Source organism: Devosia sp. (assembly GCF_036676215.1).
Classification (GTDB): domain Bacteria; phylum Pseudomonadota; class Alphaproteobacteria; order Rhizobiales; family Devosiaceae; genus Devosia.
In genome coordinates, this window is sequence record NZ_JAKFDJ010000154.1 from 1 (window position 1) to 14,993 (window position 14,993).

At 63.9% G+C, this 14,993-nt stretch carries 14 protein-coding genes; 4 read left to right on the forward strand and 10 right to left on the reverse strand.

Annotated features, from left to right (window positions below; translation table 11 throughout):
* A partial coding sequence (locus V6M52_RS13130; protein ID WP_332701348.1) for a transglycosylase domain-containing protein occupies nucleotides 1-1,136 on the reverse strand: 1,136 nt, incomplete at its 3' end.
* Nucleotides 1,137-1,437: 301 nt separating this feature from the next.
* On the opposite strand from V6M52_RS13130, the gene V6M52_RS13135 reads away from it, so the two are divergent.
* The 3 genes from V6M52_RS13135 to V6M52_RS13145 all read left to right on the forward strand — a co-directional run bounded on the left by V6M52_RS13135 (nucleotide 1,438) and on the right by V6M52_RS13145 (nucleotide 3,919).
* Nucleotides 1,438-1,965, forward strand: a complete 528-nt coding sequence (locus tag V6M52_RS13135) for a hypothetical protein (RefSeq protein WP_332687120.1) — start codon at nucleotides 1,438-1,440, stop codon at nucleotides 1,963-1,965.
* An 86-nt stretch (nucleotides 1,966-2,051) separates the two neighbouring features.
* Complete coding sequence (locus V6M52_RS13140) at nucleotides 2,052-2,720, forward strand: ArsR/SmtB family transcription factor (protein WP_332701349.1); 669 nt, start codon at nucleotides 2,052-2,054, stop codon at nucleotides 2,718-2,720.
* Nucleotides 2,717-3,919, forward strand: coding sequence for an MFS transporter (locus V6M52_RS13145; protein ID WP_332701350.1), 1,203 nt, complete (start codon nucleotides 2,717-2,719; stop codon nucleotides 3,917-3,919). The genes V6M52_RS13140 and V6M52_RS13145 overlap by 4 nt, the downstream gene beginning before the upstream one ends.
* Nucleotides 3,920-3,928: 9 nt before the next feature.
* On the opposite strand, the gene V6M52_RS13150 is transcribed toward V6M52_RS13145, so the two are convergent.
* From V6M52_RS13150 to rpsT, 8 genes are all read right to left on the reverse strand, one after another.
* The gene (locus V6M52_RS13150; protein WP_332701351.1) at nucleotides 3,929-4,951 is read right to left on the reverse strand and encodes an LLM class flavin-dependent oxidoreductase; all 1,023 of its coding nucleotides are present in this window, start codon (nucleotides 4,949-4,951) and stop codon (nucleotides 3,929-3,931) included.
* Between the two features lie 139 nt (nucleotides 4,952-5,090).
* On the reverse strand, nucleotides 5,091-5,399 hold the full coding sequence (locus tag V6M52_RS13155; protein ID WP_332687128.1) for a type II toxin-antitoxin system RelE/ParE family toxin: 309 nt from the start codon (nucleotides 5,397-5,399) through the stop codon (nucleotides 5,091-5,093).
* The gene (locus V6M52_RS13160; RefSeq protein WP_332687129.1) at nucleotides 5,399-5,659 is read right to left on the reverse strand and encodes a CopG family ribbon-helix-helix protein; all 261 of its coding nucleotides are present in this window, start codon (nucleotides 5,657-5,659) and stop codon (nucleotides 5,399-5,401) included. Before V6M52_RS13160 ends, V6M52_RS13155 begins: the two co-directional genes overlap by 1 nt.
* A gap of 106 nt (nucleotides 5,660-5,765) precedes the next feature.
* Nucleotides 5,766-8,219: a DNA topoisomerase (ATP-hydrolyzing) subunit B gene (gene gyrB, locus V6M52_RS13165; protein WP_332701352.1), complete on the reverse strand. Its 2,454-nt coding sequence runs from the start codon at nucleotides 8,217-8,219 to the stop codon at nucleotides 5,766-5,768.
* A gap of 103 nt (nucleotides 8,220-8,322) precedes the next feature.
* The gene (recF, locus tag V6M52_RS13170; RefSeq protein WP_332701353.1) at nucleotides 8,323-9,432 is read right to left on the reverse strand and encodes a DNA replication/repair protein RecF; all 1,110 of its coding nucleotides are present in this window, start codon (nucleotides 9,430-9,432) and stop codon (nucleotides 8,323-8,325) included.
* 243 nt (nucleotides 9,433-9,675) lie between these two features.
* Nucleotides 9,676-10,797: a DNA polymerase III subunit beta gene (gene dnaN / locus V6M52_RS13175; RefSeq protein WP_332687136.1), complete on the reverse strand. Its 1,122-nt coding sequence runs from the start codon at nucleotides 10,795-10,797 to the stop codon at nucleotides 9,676-9,678.
* Nucleotides 10,798-10,924: 127 nt separating this feature from the next.
* Complete coding sequence (gene dnaA, locus V6M52_RS13180) at nucleotides 10,925-12,376, reverse strand: chromosomal replication initiator protein DnaA (RefSeq protein ID WP_332701354.1); 1,452 nt, start codon at nucleotides 12,374-12,376, stop codon at nucleotides 10,925-10,927.
* Nucleotides 12,377-13,295: 919 nt separating this feature from the next.
* Complete coding sequence (gene rpsT / locus V6M52_RS13185; RefSeq protein WP_332687686.1) at nucleotides 13,296-13,562, reverse strand: 30S ribosomal protein S20; 267 nt, start codon at nucleotides 13,560-13,562, stop codon at nucleotides 13,296-13,298.
* Between the two features lie 212 nt (nucleotides 13,563-13,774).
* Between rpsT and V6M52_RS13190 the strand changes: the two genes are divergently transcribed.
* The gene (locus V6M52_RS13190) at nucleotides 13,775-14,011 is read left to right on the forward strand and encodes a hypothetical protein (RefSeq protein ID WP_332701355.1); all 237 of its coding nucleotides are present in this window, start codon (nucleotides 13,775-13,777) and stop codon (nucleotides 14,009-14,011) included.
* Between the two features lie 27 nt (nucleotides 14,012-14,038).
* Here V6M52_RS13190 and mutM read toward each other — a convergent pair whose 3' ends face one another.
* Nucleotides 14,039-14,926, reverse strand: coding sequence for a bifunctional DNA-formamidopyrimidine glycosylase/DNA-(apurinic or apyrimidinic site) lyase (gene mutM, locus V6M52_RS13195; protein ID WP_332687684.1), 888 nt, complete (start codon nucleotides 14,924-14,926; stop codon nucleotides 14,039-14,041).
* Between the last annotated feature and the right edge of the window lie 67 nt (nucleotides 14,927-14,993).

Consider the following 14,993-nt stretch of genomic DNA (forward strand, 5'->3'; position numbering starts at 1 on the left):
TCGGCGTCCTTCTGCATCTTGAAGTCGATGGTGGTCTGGACCACCACGTCGGATTCGATCTCGCCGATATAGGCGGTCATCAGGCTTTCGACCCAATCGGCCACGTAGTCTTCCGATCCTGCCACCCGGGTGCGGACCGACTGGCTGGGGTCGATCTGGGCGGCCTGTGCCTCTTCGGTGGTGATATAGCCCTCGCGTGCCATGGCGGCGAGTGCCAGCCGTTGCCGCTCGATGGCGCGATCGGGATGGGACTTTGGATTATAGGCGGAGGGCGCGGGCAGGATGCCGGCCAGCATGGCTGCCTGGCCCAGCGACAGATTGCGCGCCGAAATGCCGAAATAGGTTTGCGCGGCCGCCTCGATGCCGGTGGTGCCGGAGCCGAAATGCACGCGGTTCATATAGAGTTCGAGGATTTCTTCCTTGGTGTAGTTCTGCTCCAGCCACACCGCCAGGATGGCTTCCTGCACCTTGCGGCCCAGGGTCTGGTCGGGGGTGAGGAAGAGGTTCTTGGCCACCTGCTGGGTGATGGTCGAGGCGCCGCGCGTGACGTCGCCGGCCTGCACCGATTCCAGCGCCACCGAGATGAGGCCAATCGGATCGACGCCGAAATGGTTCATGTAGCGCCGGTCTTCCGAGGCGATGATCGCCGCTGGCACATAATAGGGCAGTTCGCGATAGGTCACGGCTTCGCCGCCGGTCTGGCCGCGATTGGAGATCAGGCTGCCGTCGGCCGCCAGGATGCGAATATTGGGCGGACGGTCGGGAATGGCCCAGGTATTGGACGAGGGCAGCTGCGCGCCGAAATAGACGATGACGCCGATGACCGCGATGCCGCCCCAGAGGCAGGCGACGAAACCCCACCAGAGCAGACCCATGAGAAAGCCACCGGCGCGCGACCGGCGTGGTTTCTTGGGCTGAGCCTTGCCGCGCCTCGGCGCACGGGGTGGCTTGCCGCCGGGACCATTGGGCGAGCCGCCGCCAGAGCGTTCGTCGTCGACGAAAACGCCGACCGAATGGCCCATGGTAGGTTCGACCCGGCTGGTGCGACCCTTGCCGCCGTGAGCCTTGGCTTGGGGCTTGCGGCCCTTGGCCGGCTGGCTGCCCACGCGGTCATCGGCGGAAATGCGAAAATCCATCAAGCAGACCTTAGAAAAACTGGTGCCTTTTGCCCGCTTCTACCCTGTTCCGCTGCGTCGGGAAACAAGAGGTTAGCGAAGGGTTAAGGCAATCATGACCGACTCGCGGGCTCGGCTTGGGTGCCGGGGCGCTCCCCACGCGATCACACAACCCTTCTCCGGGGCAATTGTGGCCGGTTTATGTGGGGTTTTGCGGGTTGCCGACAGGTGTTGCGGGGCTGTCACAGGCGATATGGCGCCGCCCCTTGCCTTGTTCGCGCCGCCCGAAACGGTTTAGGTGCCGGCCAAACGGGGACTGCCCATGCTGCGCCGGATCATCGCCATCGCCTTCGCCCTCTGCGCCAGTCCAGCAACCGCGCAGGACAGTGTCTTGCTCGACCGGGCGCTCGACGCGGCTATTGCCACCTTCGAGCAGGCCCTGCCCGGGCTCGATGCCACGGAGGCCGGCGTCGATGTTGCTGCCTATCGCGATGCGCTGACGCTGCAGCACTTCAGCTCGGGGGCCTGGGGCAAGGATATGGCGCTCGATATCAGCATCCGCGACCGGGCCGAGGGCTCCTGCGGGCGCTTTGCCGCCTTTGTGCGCGTGCCGCCCGAGAATGGCAGCGTCAGGCTGGTGCTGTGCCCGCAATTCTTTACGCCCGGCGCCGATGTGCTGCGCGAACTGACGATCCTGCATGAGCTGGTGCATGTGGTGGCCGGTACCGATGAATGTCAGGCCATGGCGTTTGCGGCACGGGTGGAGCAGGCGGCAAGGGGTGCATTCACTCCGGTCGACGCCTATTGGCAGGCCAGCGGCTGTGGACGGTCGGCGTATACTCTGCCCTGACCCGCGACGGTGGAGGAGAAGGCGCTTGAATCAGTGCCTACCTTGCGTTATTCAATAATAACGTTGAATGATTGATTGGACCTGTGGTGTCGGCAGTTTCACCGAAACTCGCGCTGTTCGAGCAGTTTGCCCTGGTGGCCAGGACGCTCGGGCATCCGCAGCGCCTCGAAATCCTCGAGCAGTTGGGACAAGGACCGCGCAGCGTCGACCGGCTGGCCGACAAGCTGGGGCTGCCGATCGCCAATGTCTCCCAGCATCTGCAGAACATGCGCCGGGCCGGGCTCGTTGCCGCCGAGCGGCAGGGCAAGTTCGTCATCTACCGAATGGCCGGCGCCTCGGTGCTGGAGGCGGTTTCTGCCCTGCAGAAGGTTGCCGAGGCCAATCTTGCCGAGGTGGACAAGGTGCTGCGGGGCTATTTCGGCGAGCGGGACAGCCTGGAGCCGGTGTCGCGCGAGGAGTTGCAGGCCCGCATGAAGGATGGGCTGGTCACCGTTCTCGATGTGCGGCCGGCCGACGAATATGCCTTGGGCCACGTGCCGGGCGCCATCAATGTGCCGCTGGGCGAGCTGGAGGCACGGCTGGCATCGATCAGGCCGGGCCAGCAGGTGGTCGCCTATTGTCGCGGGCCCTATTGCGTCCTGTCCTTCGAGGCGGTCGCCGAACTGCGGAAAAAGGGTATCGCGGCCCACCGGCTCGAGGGCGGCATGCCCGAATGGATTGCCGCAGGACTGCCAACGGAGGTTTCAGACAGATGACGACAGCCCCTCACTCCGCCGCGCCGATGTATCGGCAGGTCCTGCTGCTGTCGTCGGCCCAGGCCCTGTTCCAGACGGTCTCGGTTCTCATCATGACCATAGGTGCGCTTGCCGGCGCGCAGTTGGCGTCATCGCCCGAATGGGCGACAGCGCCGATCGCGGCCATGTTTCTTGGCACCGCGCTGTTGACTGTCCCCGCATCTATGTGGATGGCGCGGATCGGGCGGCGGGGTGGGTTCATCGCCGGGGCCCTGCTGGGCACGCTGGGCGGCCTGCTGGCTGCCGCGGGCGTGGCATCGGGGTCTCTGCCGCTGCTCAGCCTTGGCACCTTCTTCGTGGGCGGCTACCAGGCCTTTGCGCAGTTCTACCGTTTTGCGGCGGCCGAAGTGGCGTCGGAGGCCTTTCGGCCTCGCGCCATTTCATTCGTTCTTGCCGGCGGCGTCATCGCCGCCTTGCTGGGCCCACAGCTGGGGCGCATCGGCGGACCGCTGCTGGAACCGCAATATCTCGCATCCTTCCTGATCCTGGCGGCGCTGTCGCTGGTGGCGGCGGGCCTGTTGCTGGGCCTGCGCATCCCGCGGCAGGTCGAGACCGCCGCGGCAATCGAGGCGGCACGGCCCTTCGCCAAAATAGTCACCCAGCCCATGTATCTGGTGGCGCTGTTCGGGGCGGCGACTGGCTATGGGGTGATGATCCTCGCCATGACCGCGACACCGCTGGCTATGACGCATCACCAGCACGATCTGGGGATGACGGCGACGGTGATCCAGCTGCACGTGCTGGGCATGTTCCTGCCGTCCTTTTTCACCGGCTCGCTGATTGCCCGCTTCGGCGTACTGAAGATCATGTTCACCGGCATCATGCTGCTGACTGGCCATATCCTCCTGAGCCTGAGCGGGACCGGCTTTGCCTCATTCGCCTCGGCGCTGCTCCTGCTCGGGGTGGGCTGGAACTTTCTCTATGTGGGTGGCACGACGCTGCTCACCCGGACCTATAGTCAGGCCGAAAAGGGGAAGGCCCAGGCAACCAACGACTTCACCATCTTCATGGTCGGTCTGGCCGCTTCGCTGAGCGCCGGAATCCTGCACCAGACCATGGGCTGGCAGAACCTCAACCTGGTGCTGCTGCCCTGGCTCGCCCTGGCCGCAGCGGCGATCCTGTGGCTGGGCTATGCGCAAAGGCAGCGCGTGCCGGCGTGACCACGCCGGTCAGCGCCAGCCCAGGCCCGGCGCGACGTGTTTGAGAATGCTCTCGATCACATGCGCATTGTACTCGACGCCGAGCTGGTTGGGCACGGTGAGCAGCAGCGTATCGGCTTCGGCGATGGCCTCGTCCCTGGCCAGTTCCTTGATCAACACATCCGGCTCGCCCGTATAGCCGCGGCCGAAGACGGCGCGCTTTTCCGGCTCGATATAGCCGAACTGGTCTTCCTCCGGCCGGCCGGTGCCGAAATAGGCCCGGTCCATGTCATTGACCAGCGCAAAGATGGAGCGGCTGACCGAGACGCGCGGTTCCCGCGCATGTCCCGCTTCCTTCCAGGCGGCGCGGTAAGCGCGGATCTGCTCGGCCTGCTGGATGTGGAACGGCTTGCCGCTCTCGTCGAATTTGAGCGTCGAGCTCTGCAGGTTCATGCCCAGCTTGGCCGCCCAGACGGCCGTCGCGTCGGTCGCCGCGCCCCACCAGATGCGGTCGCGCAGGCCTTCCGAATAGGGTTCGAGCCGTAGCAGGCCGGGCGGATTGGGGAACATGGGACGCGGATTGGGCTGGGCGAAGCCCTGGCCCTTGAGCGCCTCGAGATAGATCTCGGCATTTGTGCGCGCCATATCGGCATCGGTCTGCCCTTCGGCCGGTGCGTGGCCGAAATAGCGCCAGCCATCGACGACCTGCTCGGGCGAGCCGCGGCTGATACCGAGCTGCAGGCGGCCGCCGGAAATAAGGTCGGCAGCGCCCGAATCCTCGGCCATGTAGAGCGGGTTTTCGTAGCGCATGTCGATCACGGCCGTGCCGAGCTCGATCGTCTTGGTCTTCGCGCCAGCGGCGGCCAGCAGCGGGAAGGGCGAACCCAATTGCCGGGCAAAGTGATGCACGCGGAAATAGGCGCCATCAGCCCCCAGTTCCTCGGCAGCGACGGCCAGGTCGATAGACTGCAACAGCGCATCGCCGGCCGTACGAGTGCCCGACTGCGGCGAGGGCGACCAATGGCCGAAGGAGAGGAAACCGATCTTTTTCATGGGAGGACCTGAAACGAGTGCGTCGTGACTGAGCTTTAGCTATGCCGGCGGCGGCCCGCAACCAAGCCAGTTCTGCGCAACGCATTGTTCGGGTGGGTGAACGCGCCTACTCAGCGGCTCGGTGGCATCACCGCCAGCGTCAGGCGTAATCATCGTCGTCATCGGTGACGAGGGGAGGCGTGTTGATCGAGCTTTTGACTGCCAGGATGATCACCGTATCGTCGGTAACATCGTAGTCAAAGTGATAGCCGCGCAACACGAGGCGCCGGGCGCCAACCAGTGCTATGGCAGATTGCGTCAGCCCACTCTCGGGATGCCGCGCGATGATGGCGCGAGCATCAAGCACGATTTGACGAAAGGCAGCAGCGCCCGAAGCGCTGCGTTCGCGCAAATATCGGGTTTCTTGCTTGATATAGACCCTGGCGTTGCCCGACAGGGTTACCTTCATCAGGCAACCTTGCCGCGAATGATGGCATCGACTTCATCAAGCACGGCGTCGAAATCATGTACGTCGCCGGCGGCGACCTGTTCACGCGCATTGAGCACCGCCAGCACCTCGCCGCCCTCGCCCGCCAAGTACAATTTGAGCGCTCGCACAATCACCCAACTGCGGGTGCGATCCGATGCCATGGCAATCCGCTCAAGTTCGCCAAGCATCTCTACGGGGAGGCGCACGGGAACCGGATCCGACAAAACAGGTTTGCTCATCTTGCCTCCTATTCTGTAATACACGGTATTACAGAATGAGGGAAAGATCAACCCGCCCACTGCTCGATTACGGACCTAGCAAGAGCTCAGTCCGCGGGGCCGTGTCCTAGACGTCCAGATTGCTCACGCTCAGCGCATTATCCTGGATGAAATCGCGCCTTGGCTCCACCAGATCGCCCATCAGCGCCGTGAAGATCTGGTCGGCTTCGTCGATCTGGTCGATTTCGACCTTGAGCAGGGTGCGGGCATTGGGGTCGAGCGTGGTTTCCCAGAGCTGGGAGGCGTTCATTTCGCCCAGACCCTTATAGCGCTGCAGCGACACGCCCTTGCGACCGGAATCGGTCACCGCCTTGAACAGCGAGGACGGCCCGAAGACGGGAATCGTGTCGCCCTTGCGCGTCAGCGTCGGTACGCCGCCATAGATCTCGTCGAGCCGCTCGGCCAGCTGGCGCAGCTTGCGCGCATCGGCGCTCTGCAGCAGGGCCTTGTCGAGCTGGTGGGTCTCGGTGACGCCGCGCACGGTGCGCGAGAAGGCGAGGCCCTCTTCGTCGGTGATGACGCCGGACCAGCCGCGTTCCAGCTCGTCCGAAATGCGGTCGAGCCGGTTGGCGATGCGGTCCATGGTGCCCGATATGCGGGTGGGGTCGTTGAGACCCTCGGGATCGAGCCCGCCAACGATGGCGGCCTGTTCGACGAGGCTCCGGTTGTAGCGCGTGTTGAGATTGTCGATGGCGTGGACGATGTCGCGCGCCTGCTGGGTGATGCCGAGCAGGTCGGGGCCGGCATGTTCGACCCCGTCGCGCGTCTTGAGCACGGCGTCTTCAAGCCCGGCTTCCATCAGATATTTGTCGAGCGCGTCTTCGTCCTTGAGATATTGCTCGGACTTGCCGCGCATGGCTTTGTAGAGCGGCGGTTGGGCAATGTAGATATGGCCGCGCGCCAGCAGTTCGGGCGTCTGCCGGTAAAAGAAGGTCAGCAGCAGGGTGCGGATATGGGCGCCGTCCACGTCGGCGTCGGTCATGATGATGATCTTGTGGTAGCGCAGCTTGTCGGCGTTGAACTCCTCGCGGCCGATGCCGGTGCCGAGCGCGGTGATCAGCGTGCCGACCTGTTCGGATGAGATCATGCGGTCGAAACGCGCGCGCTCGACATTGAGGATCTTGCCGCGCAAAGGCAGCACGGCCTGGTTGGAGCGGTCGCGGCCCTGCTTGGCCGAGCCACCGGCCGAGTCGCCCTCGACGATGAAGATTTCGGACTTGGCGGGATCGCGTTCCTGGCAATCGGCGAGCTTGCCGGGGAGCGAGGAGATTTCCAGAGCCCCCTTGCGGCGGGTCAGTTCGCGCGCCTTGCGGGCAGCTTCACGGGCGGCGGCGGCCTCGGCCACCTTGCCGACGATGACCTTGGCCTCGTTGGGATGCTCTTCGAACCACTGGCCCAGTTTGTCGTTGACGATGTTCTCGACCACGGGGCGCACTTCGGAAGAGACCAGCTTGTCCTTGGTCTGGGAGCTGAACTTGGGGTCCGGCACCTTGACCGAGAGCACGCAGGTGAGGCCCTCGCGGGTGTCGTCACCGGTCACCGAGACCTTTTCGCGCTTGGCGATCCCGGAGCTTTCGGCATAGCTCGTCACCTGCCGCGTCAGCGCGCCACGCAGGCCGGCCAGATGGGTGCCGCCATCGCGCTGGGGGATGTTGTTGGTGAAGCACAGCACGTTTTCGTGGTAGCTGTCGTTCCACTGCAGCGCGACTTCGACGGTGATGCCGTCCTTTTCGCTGATCATGGTGATCGGCTTGTCGATCACCGCAGCCTTGGACTTGTCCAGATACTGCACGAAGGCTTCCAGCCCACCCTCGTAGAATAGCTCGGTCATCACCGGCTCGGGATGGCGCAGGTCGTTGAGCAGAATGCGCACGCCCGAATTGAGGAAGGCGAGTTCGCGCAGGCGATGCTCGAGCGTCTTGAAATCGAACTCGACCATGGTGAAGGTCTGGTCCGAGGGAAAGAAGGTGATGGCGCTGCCGCTGCGGCCTTCATAGGTGCCCGGGGTCTTGTTGGGCTCGTAGGTGCCGGTCTGGATCAGCGGACTGTCGGCATTGCCATGGGTGAAGCCCATCTCGAATATCTTGCCGTCGCGGCGGATCTTGAGCTTGAGCCAGGCCGAAAGGGCATTGACCACGGACACGCCCACGCCATGCAGGCCACCCGAGACCTTGTAGCTATTCTGGTCGAACTTACCGCCGGCATGCAGCTGGGTCATGATGACCTCGGCCGCCGAGACACCCTCTTCCTTGTGGATATCGGTGGGAATGCCGCGACCATTGTCGATCACGGTCACCGATCCATCGGAATTGAGCGTCACCGTCACCAGGTCCGCATGGCCGGCCAGCGCCTCGTCGATGGCGTTGTCGACCACCTCGTAGACCATGTGATGCAGGCCCGAGCCGTCATCCGTGTCGCCGATATACATGCCGGGGCGCTTGCGCACCGCGTCGAGCCCCTTGAGCACCTTGATGCTGTCGGCGCCGTATTCGTTGGGATCGGGAATTTCGCTATCGGTCATGGGGTCCGAATCAGTCGTTTTCTATAGGGTTTTGTTCTAGCGGAACGGGGGTCCATACCCAAGCAAAATGGCCGTTTTCGGGGCGATTGCCGGGGATGAACAGCTAGTCCTTGTAGAGCCGTCCGTCGCGGACAGTGATGGTCTGGGCCCGCTCGCCGAGGGCGCCGAACAGCAGGCGGTCGGTGCCGGTCAGGAAGCACTGCGTTCCCAGCCCGTCGAGGGCCGAAAACAGCGCCCGGCGGCGGTCGGGATCGAGGTGGGCGGCAATCTCGTCGAGCAACAGGAAGGGCGTGATGGCGGTACGCAATTTGACCAGCCTGGCATGGGCCAGGATGAGGCCGATAAGCAGGGCCTTCTGCTCCCCCGTCGAGCCCAAAGCGGCCGGCATGGCCTTTTGGGCATAGGTCACTTCGAGATCGACGCGGTGTGGTCCTGATATGGTGCGTCCGGCCGTCCGATCAACCCCGCGCGAGGCCCGCCAGGCGGCACCCAGCGCGGTTTCGAGGGCCGCAGAGGAGGGATAGTCGGCGCCGGTCTCGAACAGCGGCGTCAGCGCCAGATGGGCGGCGGGAAAGCTCTGGTCGTCGAGGCTTTGTTCGATCAATGCCTGGAGATGGGTGAGGCTATCCATGCGCGCCAGGTGGATGGAGGCGCCCAGCTCGGCCATCTGCGCCTCGATGGCATTGAGCCAGGCCGCATCGCCATTGTCTTCCAAGAGCCGATTGCGCTGGCGCATGGCCTTTTCATAGTCGGAAACCGAGGCGGAATGGCTGGGGATCAGTGTCGTCACCAGCCGGTCGAGGAACCGGCGCCGGTCGCCCGCAGGGCCGGAGAACAGGCCATCCATGGCCGGGGTCAGCCAGAGCACGCGCAGATAATCGCTCATCGCCTCGATGGAGCGCGCATTGGCACCGTTGATGCGCACGCGCCGGCCGCCATCGGGCGAAGCGCCGGTGCCGATATCGGCGGGGCCGTCAGCGGTTTCGACCGTGGCAGCCACCGCCCAGCCGATATCGCTGCCATGCGCCTGCAGGGTCTCGAAACTCGCGCCGCGCAACCCTCGACCGGGGGAGAGCACCGAGATGGCCTCGAGCAGGTTGGTCTTGCCGGCGCCGTTTGGGCCGGTGAGAACCACGTGCCGGGAATCGAGGTCAAGCGCCGCCGCGGCATAGTTGCGGAAGGCGGTGAGGCGGATGCGGGAGAGGTGGCGCATGGTTCAGGCTTCCACCGGGTCACCCCTCTCCCCCAGGGGGAGAGGGTGGATCGCGCGAAGCGCGAGACGGGTGAGGGGGTGCGATGCCTGGCAAGCCCCCTCATCCGCCCTTCGGGCACCTTCTCCCACAAGGGGAGAAGGGGGGATCGAGTATGCGGTACATCCGGGCCCTGTGAGCGCAGCTCCTCGGGCGTAAGTGGCTAAAATCGCTCCACTGGAGCGATTTTCCCTTCGGGACGCCACTTACACGCGCATCGGCATCAGGACATAGAGCGCCCGTGTCTCGCCGTCGTCCTTGACCAGCGTCGGGGAACCCGCGTCGTTGAACATGAACACCGCGCTCTCGCTGCGGATCTGGCCGATGATGTCGAGCAGGTAGCGGGCGTTGAAGCCGATCTCGAAGCCGTCGGTATCGAAATCCACGGCAAGCTCTTCGCTCGCCGTACCGTGGTCGGGATTGGTCACCGAAAGCTCGAGCAGGCCATCCTTGGCCTGAAGCTTGACGGCCTTGCCGCCACGCTCGGAAGCGATCGTGGAGACGCGGTCGACGGCGGTGGCAAAGCTCGCCCGGTCGACATTCATCTGCTTGTCGTTGTTCTTGGGGGTCACCCGGTCATAATCCGGGAACGTGCCCTCGATGAGCTTGCTGAGCAGCACGACCGAGCCGACGGTGAAGCGGATCTTGGTGTCGCTGACCTCCACCGTGACGTCGCCTTCGGCGCCGTCGAGCAGCTTCTGCACCTCGCCCACGGTCTTCTTGGGCACGATGATGCCCGGCATGCCCTTGGCGCCGGTGGGAGCGTCGATCTCGGCGCGCGCCATGCGGTGGCCGTCGGTGGCGACAGCGCGCAGCACGGTGCCCGTGCCGGTGATATCGACGGTGTGGAAATAGATGCCGTTGAGGTAGTAGCGCGTCTCTTCGTTCGAGATGGCGAACTGGGTGCGCTCGATCAGCTCGCGCAGGGCAGTGACCGGCAGGGTGAACTCATGCCCGAAGGCGCCGGACTTGAGATCGGGGAAGCTGTCGGGGCTGAGGCAGGCGAGGTTAAAGCGCGAGCGGCCGGAGGTGAGAACCATGTTCTCGCCGCCATCGGTCTCAAGCCGCACTTCGGCGCCATCGCTGAGCTTGCGCACGATTTCGTAGAGCGTGTGGGCCGGGACCGTGGTGGTGCCGGCGGTCGAGACCATGGCCGGCACGCTCTCGGTCACCTCGATATCAAGGTCGGTGGCGCGCAGCTCGACCTTGTCGTCGCCGGCCTTGAACAGCACGTTGGCGAGGATCGGGTAGGTATTGCGGCGCTCCACCACCCGATGCACATGGCTCAGCGACTTGAGCAGATGATTGCGTTCGAGCGTGACTTTCATGCGGCAACTTCCCTGGCACTACGCGGCTGCACGTCTGCAGCAAAACCCCCGGCAAGCCGGGGGTTGGACATTTACAATTTGTGAACGCAAAGGCAAGGGCGGGCGGCAATCTGCCGCTCCGTTATCCCTATTCTTCGAGCATGCGCTTGAGCAGTTCGATTTCCTGCGCCAGCTCGATATCATCCTTGATCATCTGTTCGACCTTGCGCACCGAGTGCAAAACTGTCGTGTGATCCCTTCCGCCGAAGCGGCGGCCGATTTCGGGTAGCGACCGGCTGGTCAGTGCCTTGGCGAGAAACATGGCGATCTGGCGCGGGCGGACCACGTCGCGCGAGCGGCGGGCCGAGAGCAGTTCGTTGCGCGGCACCTTATAGTGGCGCGAGACGATCTTGAGGATGTCCTCGATACGGACGCGGCGGGCTTCGCGCGAGCGGATCAGATCGCCCAGGGTCTTTTCAGCCAGCGGCACGGTAATCAGTTCGCCGGTGAGCTGGTTGGCTGCCACGAGGCGGTTGACGGCGCCGTCGAGGTCGCGGCCATGGCTGATGACCGCACGGGCGATATAGTCGAGCACGGGCGCGGGAAAGTGCATGCCGTAGCGGGCGGTCGACTGGTCGGCGCGGCGCTGCACGATGGCGCGGCGCAGATCGAGATCAAAGCCGGAAATCGGCACTACGAGCCCGCCCGAGAGGCGCGAGCGGACGCGTTCGTCGAGCATTTCGAGGTCGCGCGGCGGCGCATCGCCGGCCACCACCACCTGCTTGGCGCCGGTGAGGAGCGTGCCAAGCGTGTGGCCGAATTCGGTAGCCGACTTACCCTGCAGGAACTGCATGTCGTCGATCAGCAGCAGGTCGACCCGGCGCAGCCATTCCTTGAAGCCGAGCGCGGACTGGCGCTGCACGGCGGTGATGAAATGATACATGAAGTGGTCGGCGGTGAGATAGACGATGTTCTTGGTCGCATCGGCCGACTGCACCGCATGGGCGATGGCATTGAGCAAATGGCTTTTGCCGAGGCCGACCGTGGAATGGATATAGACCGGATTGAAGGTCACGGTGTTGTTGGCGGCGGCCGCGGCGATCTGCTTGGCCACGCCGAGCGCCATTTCATTGGCAGAGCCCGGCACGAAGGTATCGAAGGTCATGCGCGCATCGATGGCGCTACCGGCCAGGGCATCGCCCTTGGCGGCGGAATTGTCGCGCACCAGGCGCGGATGGCTGGTTTGCATCGGCGCCGCTGCAATGGTGGGCGCCACGGTCTCGTGGTTGGTCGGTTCGGCGGCGGCCTGGGCGAGGCGCGGGCGGGCCTGGCCGTTGACGCGCAGGGTTACCTGGATTCGGCCGACCTGTTCGTCGTCGAGACGGAAGGCCTCCAGGATGCGCTCGGCATAATTGGACTGGACCCAGGAGCAGAGAAAGCGGGTGGGGGCGGACAGATGCACCACATCCTCGACCATTTCCTCAAGCTCGAGGCGCGCAAACCATGAGGCAAAGACATCTTCACCGACACCGGCCTTGAGGCGGGCGCGTACCCGGTTCCAGAGTTCGCGCTGACCGTCGGGATTGTCCAATGTGCTCATGACAGGTTTTTCGCCTTGAATGGTCGGAAGGGTGGAAGAGGGATTGGCCTGAGCCCAATCACTTCCCCCGGCGGTTGCCTGTCTCATCATCTTGGTTTGCCCCATTTTGTTCTTCTGTGCCGCCCGGCCCGCAAAGCCCGTACGGTATTTCTGCCCCATATCCGGAACCATGAACCGTTCCGGTCCCTGGCCACAGCTTCGCCATGGCACCCGCCAACACGGGGGCACAGTGCTGCTGCCCGGCGGTTGCCCGCCAGCCACTTTTCTAGTCCTGTCGTGAACCCGGCCAGACCTGGCCGAAAACTTTACTAAATCCCGCCGGCCCTGATCGGACCGGCCGCCATATTTGCTGCCAACACAACCTTCACCGGTACAAACCGCTACGGCACTGCTGCCGAGATGCTAAAAAACAACGCCCCGAAAATGACCCCACCAGCTTGGCAGGACACTCGTATCCGGTGTCCTTTCCGCCGCTGACCAGACTACTTTAGAGGGACGATTTTAGGGCCGCAACCGTGGAATCAGCAAAATGAGGGCTTGACTCCGACGTTGTCTTTTTTGGCCCCGCGACCCCGCCAAAGTCCGTCAAAGCAAGGGTCTGTGACTCAACACAGAATCCATTCGCTAAGCCATTCCGGGCGGCAAAAAAATTATTCCCATTCGGGCCGACTTTCGTCCGCGAGAGCTGCAGCGTCCACATTCGGTAGATGTCTGACATTATTGCAAGACTCTGGCGGAGCTTGGAAAAGTCCTGCCTGGTCGCTCCCGTAAGACCAAGGTCTCTAGTGTCACATGCGTGACACAAAACCGTCCAATCGGAAAAACCTTGCGCCGCTACCATACAAAGAAAATGGGCCCCTTGCGGAGCCCAGTTTCAAATGTCGCCGGCTGCCATCAAGCGGCGCCGCGGCGAAGCCGATCAGGCGCTGAGTGCCTTGACGCGGCTGTTGAGGCGGGAAATCTTGCGGGCGGCCAGATTGGCGTGGACGATGCCCTTGGTGGCCGCGCGGTTGATCTCGGGAGCAGCTGCCTGCAGCGCTGCCATGGCGACCTTGTGGTCACCGGCAACGATGGCTTCTTCTACCTTGCGGATGAAGGTGCGGACGCGCGAACGGCGCGACTTGTTGACCGCGGTGCGGGCTTCGATCTTGCGGGTAGCCTTTTTGGCTGACGGCGTATTGGCCATAACGGTCCTCTTGGCGTCCAACCGGCCGATCACACGCTACAAGCGCTGCAGGCGTCCGGGATGAAATGAAATCGGCGGCAATCGACAGCCGCCAAGTTGGGCGGTCTATAGGGGAGAAGGGCGCAAGCGTCAACTGGATTCAGGGATGACGGGCCAGCGGATCAAACCGGAACGAAAGCGCATGCAATCCGTTCTTTGTTGAGGAGGTGACGATGACAACAACCACGCTGATCGGCGCCCTGCTGGTTACATGCGGCGTTGTGTACATGGCAATAGCCGCCATCTTTCGCGGCAGGATGACCGACCCCCATTCTTCCCCGGGCAACCGCGGCGCCCCGACCCTGGAGCCGCGCCGTGCCGGGCTGGGCTTTCTTGGCGCGAAGGCCAACTGGCCCGGTGTTCTGATCGCGACGATCGGCCTGGTGCTCCTGCTGATCCCCGCCATGTGACGCCGGATGATGCAGGCCGGTGCCGCCTCACGGCCGGCGCTGGCACACCGGACAAAAGAAGGTCGACCGCCCCGACTGCACGATGCGTTGCACCGTCCCCGTACAAAGCGGCGTGGGGCAGGGTTCGCCTTCGCGATCATAAACGGCAAAACGGTGCTGGAAATAGCCCGAGCCACCTTCGGCATTGCGGAAATCGCGCAGCGTCGAGCCGCCCACCTCAATCGCCTCAACCAGAACCTGGCGCACGGCATGGGCCAGGTCTTCCAGTGCCGCCTTGGGCTTGCCCTTGGGCGTCACCAGCGTGCCGGCCAGCACAGTGGGCAGGATATGGCTGCGATGCAGCGCCTCGGCCACATAGATATTGCCCAGCCCCGCCACCACGCGCTGGTCGAGCAGGGCCGCCTTGATCGGCGCCTTCTTGCCGGCGAAGGCCGTCGCCATCTCCTCGGCGTTGAAGTCATTGCCCAGGGGCTCGGGGCCGAGACCCTGAAGATAGGAACTGTCGGCAAGGTCATCATAGAGATCGATGAAGCCGAAGCGACGCGGATCGGCATAGATGAGATGGCTCTTGCCATGGGTGGGGTGGGAAATATCCCAGACCATATGGTCGTGCTTGGGCTCGGCGCCGGGCTCATAATAGCGCGGCGGCTTGTCGATACCGTGTTCGGCAAAGCGCCAGGAGCCGGTCATGCCCAAATGGCTGAGCACGGTCTTGCCATTGGAGAGCTGGATCAGCAGATATTTCGCCCGCCGACCGACCGAGGCGATGGTCTGGCCCTCGAGCGCGGTCTTGAGACCCTCGGGAAAAGGAAAGCGCAGATCCTTGCGATTAAGCGTCACCTGATCGATGCGCGCATCGATCAGCCAGGGCTCGAGCCCGCGGCGGACCGTTTCGACCTCGGGCAGTTCGGGCATTCTCGTCTCTTTTACCTGTGCGGCTTTGTGCCATGGCAAAGCCGGATTGGGTTGAATATGGTGCGCG